Raw genomic sequence first — 6,963 nt, 5'->3', positions numbered from 1 at the left:
CAGCCGGTTGATGCCGACAGTGACGACGATACGGGTTTCCTTGCACCAGTCTTCCGATTCATTGTCGACCTTGTCGCGCACCTTGAAGGTGACCGCCAGACCAGAGTCGTCGGTGTCACCGACGCGCTCAATGATGGCTTTGGTGATCCAGATCAGAATCGGGTTGGCCACCGGATCGTCGATCTGCGCCTGGGTCACCGGTGTGGACTCCACAAGGGTGCCACCCCAGTAGAGACGGATGACGTCGTCCACTGCGATGTCAGGGTAAGGCAGGCCGCTGCCGGACTCGGACCTGATGACAATCGGCACTCCCTCTTCGGCAACGTCTTTGTCCACACCACCGTTGACGATTTCCGGGGGAATGTACATGTACAGGTTGGAGTGACCGGGGCCCGGGTCGATGTCCTGGCCACCGGGGAGCTCCAGTTTGACGAAGAGGTCGAGGGGCTTGTCCGGACGCTCTTCTTTTTGATTGGGCTGTTTGATTTCGTAGGTGAGCTCGTAAGAACCGGTCTGCAGATGACGGGGGGCCACCGACAAGACTGTGGGCTGGTCGAGTTCGCTCTTATTGATGATGGGACGCCCGTCGACCTCACGGCCATCGAGCAGCAGCTTGACGGTGTCGCCGATAGCCTTTTGGGCCCAGGCGGGGATCAAGACAAGCATGCCGAGGTCAGGAAAGGCGAATACCGCCGCCCGGTTGATCCCCCACTGGCCGGAAGGCAGGAGGCGCCCGGGGACCCACGGGTCCAGCAGTGAATGGGGGGCAGAGATTCTCTTCTTGGGCTGAACGAGCATGGTCGGCACTCCGTGCGAACTGTCGGGAGACAAAGGGCGTGGAGTTATTCAACGCTGAAGATGACGGCTCTGGCTACTGTCAGAAATTACAGGTAGGCGCTGTTTTCTGACGAGTGGTAAAGCACGGCCCGGTGGATAAAAAGACGCTTTCCGGCATCACTCGGCGCCTTCTGTGCGTGTCGCCGGCAATGTCTGCAGGGCTTGAATGAGATGGTTGCCAGCCGTACCGGCCTCTTCGCGAGCAAGCCCGCTCCCACAGTTTTAACCGGGTGTTGCCGTAGCCATTGGCTCAGCGCATGCCAATGTGGGAGCGGGCTTGCTCGCGAATGCGGTGTGCCAGCCGACACCTTAAGTGCCTGACATGGCCTCTTCGCGAGTAAGCCCTTTCCCACAGTGTTAACCGGGTGTTGCCGTAGCCATTGGCTCAGCGCATATCGATGTGGGAGCGGGCTTGCTCGCGAATGCGGTGTGCCAGCCAACGCCTTAAGTGCCTGACACGACCTTTTCGCGAGCAAGCCCGTTCCCACCCTTGAGATTTACTCTCCTGTGGGAGCGGGCTTGTTCGCAGCGGCAGTTCCTGCAGATCGGGCATCATCAAGCGGCGTGGGGTGAGCCGGGCAGGGTGGCGGTATGTTCAGGCGAATACATCCAGCGCATCAGTGAATGCCGGCCGCTGATCCCCAGTTTGATCGCGGCGCGTTTGAGGTAGCTTTCCACTGTGTTGACCTTCAGTTGCAACTGTTCGGCCAGCTCCGGCGCGGTACGCCCGGCGAGCAGGCCGATGCACACTTCGGTTTCGCGATTGGACAGGCTCAGGCCCAGTTGCTGTAAACGCTCGTTGAAGCGCAGCCGCAGGTTTTCCAGGCCCTGTTGTGCGCCGTCAGCGCCGGGCGACGGGTCTTCTGTGTTGGCCTGCTGGGGTTGCAGGGCGTGAATGTGTTTTTCCAGCATCGGCAACAGCACCGGAGAAATGTCCTGCAACAAACTCTGCTCCTGAGCCGAGAATCGCTGCGACTGGTCGTTGCGATACACCGAAATCACGTAGCGGTAGCCGTCCTTGCGCCGGGTCAGGTGCAGCTGCGAGGCATCGGCGCTGGCCGAGGCTGGCGGGTCCATCGGCTCGCTCGAGCGTGCGGCAATCTGTTCGCAGAATACCGTTTCAGCCTGCTGGGCCGAGTCTTTGCCGGTTTCCGGCGGGTTGCGATGGGCGGGGCGGCCCACCGGCTCGACGCGCATCTGGCGAATGTGGGTGGCGTCCACCGCCAATTGCGTCTGGATCAGGTCATGCAGCATCCGCGGAAAGTGCCGGCTGCCGGTGCTGGCGATGACTTTACCGATGTGGGGAAACAGGTGTGAGTTCATAAACATCATCCATGAGTTGCAGGTGAAACAGTCCCATTCCTGACCTGCGTCGCGCATGTTCCCTGGTCGGCGCAATGTCAGGATGTGGATCCTATCCTAGTACAACGTTTGAAAGACGGTTTAATGAAGGTGTTATTAGCTCATAACTTCATCCACAGGGTTATGCGGTGAACTCAGGAATGGCGGCCTGCCGAGATCCGGTGTGGGAGCGGGCTTGCTCGCGAAAGCGGTGTGTCAGCCATTTGAGATGTTGCCTGGAATGACCCCTTCGCGAGCAAGCCCGCTCCCACAGGGTTATGGGGCACCGCCTACCCGCAAGGCCTCAACTTGATTGGCGCAACGGTGGAGAGGGTCCTGAACCGGGCGCCGTACAGTTTGATGATCGCCAAACCAATGCCCGAGCCGGATTGAGTTGGAGGCTGGCAAGTCAGTGTTATGTCGCCAGGATTGTCCGTTATGAGTTGACAGTGAAACGCTTTTCAACCGATTTATCGGCCCCGGTCGTGTCAGTAATCTGTGCCCATGTTCAACGCCACCCCAACCACCACAACCAAGAAAAGGGATTCAAACATGAGCACTGCAACCTACAACCGCCTGAACAAAGACGACGCCGTAGTCCTGCTGGTCGACCACCAGACCGGTCTGATTTCTCTGGTTCAGGACTTCTCGCCGAACGAGTTCAAGAACAACGTCCTGGCCTTGGCCGACCTGGCGAAATTCTTCAACCTGCCGACCATCCTCACCACCAGCTTCGAACAAGGCCCCAACGGCCCGCTGGTTCCGGAACTGAAAGAAATGTTCCCGGACGCGCCGTACATCGCCCGTCCGGGCCAGATCAATGCCTGGGACAACGAAGACTTCGTCAAGGCGATCAAGGCCACCGGCCGCAAACAGATCATCATTGCCGGCGTGGTGACCGACGTCTGCGTAGCGTTCCCGACCCTGTCGGCACTGGCTGAAGGCTTCGACGTATTCGTCGTCACCGACGCCTCCGGCACCTTCAACACCACCGTCCAGCAAGCCGCCTGGAGCCGCATGACCCAGGCCGGCGCACAAATGATGAACTGGTTCTCGGTCGCCTGTGAGCTGCACCGCGACTGGCGCAACGACATCGAAGGGCTGGGCAATCTGCTGTCGCAGCGGATTCCGAACTACCGGAACTTGATGAACAGTTACTCGGCGTTGACCGCGCAGCAGAAGTGACTGCAGCGTTGTGAAAGTGAAAGCCTGCCCTCAAAGGCAGGCTTTTGTTTTTCGGTTTCAGTCTGCTGCAGGCGTGTGGCACACCTCAAATGTGATGAAGATCTGCAGGGAAGGGGGGGCTTCACAACTGACGCTTACTCAATGGGCTGCGCTCTATAAGTTTTATAGAGCCGCTGAACCTCAGGATCATCCAGGCTTTCGTAGGTGATGCCCTCTTTATCCAGACCATCGAGTCCTTTTATGCCGCCAATCATTTCAGGCCACTCTTCACGGCTGGAGATGTCGATGATGAAAGGTGTCAGGTAACGATCCAGATGGCCTTGGAAAGGATCTCGAATCTCGTCGCTGAGAGCCCGCAGATAGTCATCTTTATTGGTCATTGACCAGTTGATGGCGAATTTGGTCGAAAAGCACAGCTCCATTTACACGAGCAGGATCGTGCGCCCATTGCCGTCCAGAAAAGGGTGCGCAGAAGCCAACTGACCCATGACTTCCCCAGGCCGAGCACGGAAGCGCTTTTTGTTTACCGCGAGTTCGAGGGCGTATTCGACCGACCGTTTGATCAGCTCCGGACGCTCAAATATCGTGTGATGAGGATCATCTTTCGATCCCTTGAAAACTGCCAGATGGGGGACTAGCTCATTTCTGTCTTTCCCCGCCCAAGGGTAAAAGCCCGAGAAAAGTATTTCGTGTGTTTTCAGGACTGCCTTGTAGTCAATGGGCTTTTTCTTGGCGAGATAGGCGAGAGCGTCGTCGATACTGGCTTCAAATGAGAGGTGCTCGGACTCTTTGACTTCAGTGGGATCTTTGAGTTTGAGCGAGTTTTGAAGATAGCCTTCAGTCTCAAAATCGCCGAAGGGGTCGAAATTCATGCGCTGAGTTGCTTGTTGCAACGCCTTTTTTCCTGCAGGTAGCGGCCTTGCAGGGCCATGATTTCTGTCTTGCTCAGAACGCCTTTTCTTTTGAGGTTGACGAGCAATTGCTCAACACCGTCCAGTTCCACGACATCACCGGCCAGGCGTGTGATGGTCACCGCCATGCAACTGAGGTTGTCACGGTCGGCGGTAACTTTGTGGGCTTTGGCGAGCAGGCGAACTTCAGTCGCGACGCTCTCAGTGGCTGATCTGGTCATTTGGAACCCCTCGTTTTCTCTATCGGAGCATAGCATGGCGTCGTTTCTGTGAGCGTGCCAGCTAACGTGCAGCTAGCTGGGAAGATACACAAAGAAAGCAGGCTTTCTTTGTTTGCGCCGCTGCATCAGCGTTGCTACCCGTTGTGGTGAAGTGAGCGCTGGCTTATGCGGTTTTTTGATCAGACTCAGCTGGGTATTCCCTGACGTTTACGGCTAATCTGCGCACTCGCTGACGACAACAAGACAAAAACAGGAGTCACTGATGCAACCGATCCGTCTCGGTCTGGTGGGCTACGGCAAGATTGCCCAGGATCAACATGTGCCGGCGATCAACGCCAATCCCGGATTTCGTCTGGTGGCGGTCGCCACGCAAGGCAAACCCTGTGTCGGGGTGGAGAACTTTCACTCGTTGAGCGAGTTGCTGGAAGACGGCCCCGAGGTGGATGCGATCGCGTTTTGTACGCCGCCGCAAGGTCGATTCGCACTGGTGCAGCAGGCGCTGGCCGCCGGCAAACATGTGTTGGTGGAAAAGCCTCCGTGCGCGACGCTGGGCGAGGCGCTGGCCCTGGTCAGTCAAGCGCAGCAACAGGGTGTCAGTGCGTTGTTCGCCTGGCATTCGCGCTACGCCCCCGGCATTGAAGCCGCCCGCGACTGGCTCGCCGGCTGCACGTTGCAAAGCGTGCAGATCGACTGGAAGGAAGACGTGCGCAAGTGGCATCCCGGTCAGACGTGGATCTGGCAACCCGGTGGTCTGGGCGTTTTCGATCCGGGCATCAATGCCTTGTCGATTGTCACCCGTTTGCTGGCGCAGCCATTGTTTGTCGAAGCCGCCGAACTGCGCGTACCGGACAACTGCCAATCGCCGATTGCCGCGTCGATCAAGATGTCCGACGCGAACCGGCTCGACGTGCAGGCCGAATTCGATTTCGACCACGGTCACGACGAACTCTGGAGCATCGAGATGCGCTGCGCCGAAGGGCTGCTGCGCCTGGACAACGGCGGGGCGCTGCTGAGCATCGACGGCGTGCGCCAGGCGGTGTCGGAAGAGGGCGAGTACACGGCGGTGTATCGACACTTTCAGCAACTGATTGGCGATCGTGCCAGCGACGTCGATCTGCAGCCGCTGCGGCTGGTGGCTGACAGTTTCTTCGTCGGCAGCCGAGTGGCAGTCGAGCCGTTTTATGACCCGGCACGCTGATCAGTTCAAGCGGGAGAGCTGTTGCGCGATGACAGCGAACCTGAGCGTCAGGCCTAAGCTAATGCAAAAAGGGTATTTGTTCGTGGTTTTTAAGATCGTTTAGTTTTGTCTCACGACGAATCAAACGCATCAAACCGATAGACCCCCGATTGCCATGACGGCACACGCTGAATCGATCAAAGGCTCTTCAGGTTTGGTTCACACGGGAGTGAATCATGCCGCATACCCTCGATATCACCACGCTGCCGACGCTGGACCTTTCGTTGTTCGAAGGCACCGCGCAACAGCGTTATGCATTTCTTGAAAACCTGCGTCACGCCGCGCGTGACGTCGGCTTTTTCTATCTCACCGGCCATGGCATCGACAGCCAACTGCTCAAGCAGGTGCAAGATCACGCCCGGCAGTTTTTCGGCTTGTCCGAGCAGGAAAAGGCCGCCGTCGGCATGATCAATTCGCCGCACTTTCGCGGGTACAACCGTGCCGCTTCCGAGATCACCCGTGGTCAACCCGACTGGCGTGAACAGTTCGATCTCGGCGCCGAGCGTGAAGCGTTGCCGCTGGACGCGGACAGCCCGTTGTGGGCACGGTTGCAGGGGCCCAACCAATGGCCGCAGGCTTTGCCGCAACTCAAGCCGTTGCTGCTCGAATGGCAACAGGCGATGACGCGCATGGCGTTGCGTCTGCTGCGTGCATTTGCCCAGGCGCTGTCGCTGCGGGCGGACGCGTTCGATCAGTTGTACGGCGACAAACCCAACGAACACATCAAGTTGATGCGCTATCCAGGCCAGGCCGCCAACGCGAGCCAGCAAGGCGTCGGCGCGCACAAGGATTCGGGGTTCCTGAGCTTTCTGCTGCAAGACCAACAGGCCGGTCTGCAAGTGGAGGTCGAGGAAGGGCACTGGATCGATGCGCTGCCCCGCGACAACACGCTGGTGGTGAACATCGGCGAACTGCTGGAGCTGGCCACCAACGGTTATCTGCGCGCCACAGTGCATCGGGTGGTGTCGCCGCCCGCAGGCAGCGAACGCTTGTCCATCGCCTTCTTCCTCGGCGCGCAACTCGATGCCGTGGTGCCGCTGTATCCGTTGCCCACCGTGCTGTTGCGTGAAGCGCGTGGCCCGGCGAGTGATCCGCTCAATCCATTGTTTCGCGATGTCGGCTGGAACTACCTCAAGGGTCGTTTGCGCTCGCACCCCGACGTCGCCCGGCGCTTTTATGCCGATGCATTGATTCCTGCAGCACCGCTGCGCAAGACCGCCAACGCCTGATT

5 protein-coding genes and 2 pseudogenes are annotated in these 6,963 nt (G+C 58.6%); 3 read left to right on the top strand and 4 right to left on the bottom strand.

Going from position 1 to position 6,963, the window contains the following annotated elements; translation table 11 throughout:
- Positions 1–798 (bottom strand): annotated as a pseudogene (locus NTD85_RS22045) (hypothetical protein); the annotation flags it as partial.
- A gap of 594 nt (positions 799–1,392) precedes the next feature.
- Positions 1,393–2,160 (bottom strand): helix-turn-helix transcriptional regulator, encoded by a 768-nt coding sequence (locus tag NTD85_RS22040; protein ID WP_103486740.1) that lies wholly within the window; start codon positions 2,158–2,160, stop codon positions 1,393–1,395.
- A gap of 570 nt (positions 2,161–2,730) precedes the next feature.
- On the opposite strand from NTD85_RS22040, the gene ycaC reads away from it, so the two are divergent.
- A complete protein-coding gene (gene ycaC / locus NTD85_RS22035) occupies positions 2,731–3,363 on the top strand; it encodes an isochorismate family cysteine hydrolase YcaC (RefSeq protein WP_007966399.1) in 633 nt (210 codons plus the stop codon).
- A gap of 134 nt (positions 3,364–3,497) precedes the next feature.
- Here ycaC and NTD85_RS22030 read toward each other — a convergent pair.
- Positions 3,498–4,235 (bottom strand): annotated as a pseudogene (locus NTD85_RS22030) (Fic family protein).
- Positions 4,232–4,495 carry a hypothetical protein gene (locus tag NTD85_RS22025; protein WP_225138720.1) on the bottom strand — a complete coding sequence of 88 codons (264 nt, stop codon included), beginning with the start codon at positions 4,493–4,495 and terminating at the stop codon, positions 4,232–4,234. Before NTD85_RS22025 ends, NTD85_RS22030 begins: the two are co-directional and overlap by 4 nt.
- Before the next feature lie 262 nt (positions 4,496–4,757).
- On the opposite strand from NTD85_RS22025, the gene NTD85_RS22020 reads away from it, so the two are divergent.
- Entirely contained in the window at positions 4,758–5,693 is a 936-nt protein-coding gene (locus tag NTD85_RS22020; protein ID WP_262143218.1) for a Gfo/Idh/MocA family protein, read from the top strand.
- Between the two features lie 215 nt (positions 5,694–5,908).
- Positions 5,909–6,961: an isopenicillin N synthase family dioxygenase gene (locus NTD85_RS22015; protein WP_262143217.1), complete on the top strand. Its 1,053-nt coding sequence runs from the start codon at positions 5,909–5,911 to the stop codon at positions 6,959–6,961.
- Positions 6,962–6,963 lie beyond the last annotated feature (2 nt).

The organism is Pseudomonas sp. 13B_3.2_Bac1 (assembly GCF_025466205.1).
Lineage (GTDB): Bacteria > Pseudomonadota > Gammaproteobacteria > Pseudomonadales > Pseudomonadaceae > Aquipseudomonas > Aquipseudomonas fluorescens_H.
This window is presented reverse-complemented; position numbering and strand designations above follow the sequence as displayed.